2 protein-coding genes are annotated in these 2,655 nt (G+C 59.3%); both read right to left on the bottom strand.

The annotated features are described in order from the left end of the window. Positions 1-1,525, bottom strand: a 1,525-nt coding sequence (locus tag SGJ19_04465) for a hypothetical protein (GenBank protein MDZ4779484.1), incomplete at its 3' end; no start/stop codon positions are given. Between the two features lie 43 nt (positions 1,526-1,568). After that, positions 1,569-2,387, bottom strand: coding sequence for a PEP-CTERM sorting domain-containing protein (locus SGJ19_04460; GenBank protein ID MDZ4779483.1), 819 nt, complete (start codon positions 2,385-2,387; stop codon positions 1,569-1,571). Between the last annotated feature and the right edge of the window lie 268 nt (positions 2,388-2,655).

Genomic DNA, 2,655 nt, shown 5'->3' with positions numbered 1-2,655 from the left:
AGCGGGGGCTTCTGTCAGCAACTCGAACAACTTCTTCAAACTGCCGCTCGCAATCCAGCGACGCAAGCGATTGTACACGGCGTCCCAGGAACCAAATTCCCCCCTCGATGGCGTCGCCGGAAAGTCCGAAGTTGTTACGGACGAGATTGAGATCGACGATGTCGACCTGGAGATCGCCGTTGGCGTCGCCGGGAAGCGTACCCTGCACATTGATCTCGCCGACGTATGACCAATGCGACCCGCCTACGACTTCGTACTTCAGAAACCTAGCCACCGGCTGGCTTCCGGCGGCGAAACTGAACGACTCGTCACGCAGATCGGCGCGACCGCTGTCTTGGATCACGCCGGAGCCAATAGCCGCCCAGGTGGCGCCATCCTGACTCGCTAAGAGATTGAAGACGTTGTCGAAGCCTGCATAGTTGTCCGGGCCGTTGAAAATGCCGCGCACTTCCACACTAGCGAGGTTGAATTCAGCCCCAAAATCGAGTTGCAGCCAATTCGGATCTTCCAAAGCCGCGTGATCCCCGGCGACCCAGGAGTGCGAGCCGCCTTCATAGTCGAGATTGTCAATGGCGTTGCCCGGCTCGCCCCCCGGTCCTGAGTCGGAGTTCGCGCTCACGACAATGTTCGGCAAATCCGTCAACTCGACGCCGTGCACGTCGCTGGGCGCGACGGGACTGGCCAGAAAACCACGCGTATTGCCTTGGCCATCCAAATACATGCCCACGACTTGCCCCGAGTTATTGATCGCGAATACCTTGGATTCGAGCGCGCCCGGCATGTGGATGATCTCGAAGTTGCCTTCGTCAAGCACGAACCCGTAGTAGCGATAGCCGACGCTGAGGTACAACCCGCCGACCTGATTGGCGTCGTTGATCCCCTGGGCCTCGCTGTGCGCTGCGGCTGGCATGTCGATCGTGGCGTAGTCACCGTTGTTCATCAGAAAGCCATGGACATCCACGCCACCGACCCGGTATGTCCCGACGACGGAGCCGGCGTTGTTAAGGCCGACGGCGATTGCTTCGGCGCCAGGAATCGAGAGCGTCTCGAAAGCGTTCCCGTCGTAACGAAAGCCCTGCATCAAGTTGTTCGCGTCCACATAAGACCCAACCACGTGTCCAGCGTCGCTAATCGACAATGCTTGCGTAAACGGCGAATGATTGAAAGGGAGGATGTCTTGAAAGTCGTCGTCCGTGCGGAGGTATCCTCGTGTCGTACCATTGGCGTCGGAATAGAGCCCTACGATCTGTCCGTCCGCGTTGATGCCGTTAGCGCTGGAAAAGCCGACGGCGCCAGGAACGTCGAAGTTCACGTACTCGCCGTCGAACAACGTAAACGCATGGGTGACGCCGTTCACGTCCGCATACTCGCCGACAATTTGACCGGCGGCGTTGATTCCATTGGCGTACGTCGCGGTGGCGCCATGATAGTCGATCGATTGATAGTCATAGGCGGCGGTCGCCGCACGGCCGCTCGCGAGCATCAGCATGCCAAGGGCCGCCCAAATTGGGAAATGGCGTTCCATAAGAGTCTCCCGGTGAGAATGTGAGTTGGCCTGATTTCCAGCTTTACGCCGAGTAGGCGCTGCCGCTTCGTAAGACGTTCCCGCGACGATAGCGACGCGCCAAGATCAAAGCAATTGCGCCGAAAGAGCCCAGCAACAGCGCCGATGGCTCTGGAACGACCGTAAAGGGTGCGACCATTTCCCAGCCGTTGCCTTGCACGTCTGTCAGCGACCAGCGAATCTCGTGGTCGCCCAACGGCCCGGCGTTGGGATCGTCCGCCCAGGGATACCAGACGACCTGAGCGGGCGCGCGGTGACTCGCTCCGTCGAAGGGGGCGTCTCCCGGACGAATATTGAAGATGCCGTCTTGCAACGTCTCCACCAGCACATCGTCCAGCCACATCTCGGCGTGCGTGGTCATCGGGAACAGCGAATTGGGAATCACCGGGCCCGATGCAAAATCGCGCGAGGATCCGGTGACGCCAGGATCCGGCAGCATCATGAACGCGAAGTAGACACCGTTTGGATCAAGCATGATCGCGCTTTGAGGAAAGACATTCTGATTGACGAAGCCCGCGGCCGCCGCATTGGTGGACAGTTCGGTATCGTAGGGCCCGAGATGCGGTGTGTACGTTGTGGTACCGGGGCCTTCGAGCGGGAGGAGTTGATCGAGCGTATTGAGGAACGCATCCGGGAACGGGGCGGCTGGGGCCGTGAACAACTGGAAGTCGGCGGGGCGCCAATTCGGCGACCCGATTTGAGTCAAATCGATCTCCGCGCCTTGGACAAGCGATGGGCAAGGATTCAGCAATTGGGACGCCATTGCTGTCAGCAGCGCTAACTTCCTGTATGTCTGCGAGCGAAACGTGTGGCGACAATTCATCAGATCGATCCTCCGGTTGAAAAGAGACGAACGGGGCATGCTTCGCCGAACAATCGACAAAGCACGAGATGCCTCAGGCGGCGATTCCTGGGCCGCTGAAAGCCGCCTGGCGGAAATCGCTCCAGGAGGAAATGCCCCGTTTGGCGTCAGAACCCGCCAAAGAATCGGACTAGAGCGCATCAAGGCTAAGTATAGCGATATCCGCAGTGGCGGAGGTAGTTACGGCATTCGGTGGCGGTGAATTGATGGAGGAGTTCGCCGCAGGCTT

It is taken from the genome of Planctomycetia bacterium (assembly GCA_034440135.1).
GTDB lineage: Bacteria > Planctomycetota > Planctomycetia > Pirellulales > JALHLM01 > JALHLM01.
The sequence above is the reverse complement of the archived record's forward strand: the minus strand, read 5'-3'. Positions and strand labels throughout refer to the sequence as shown.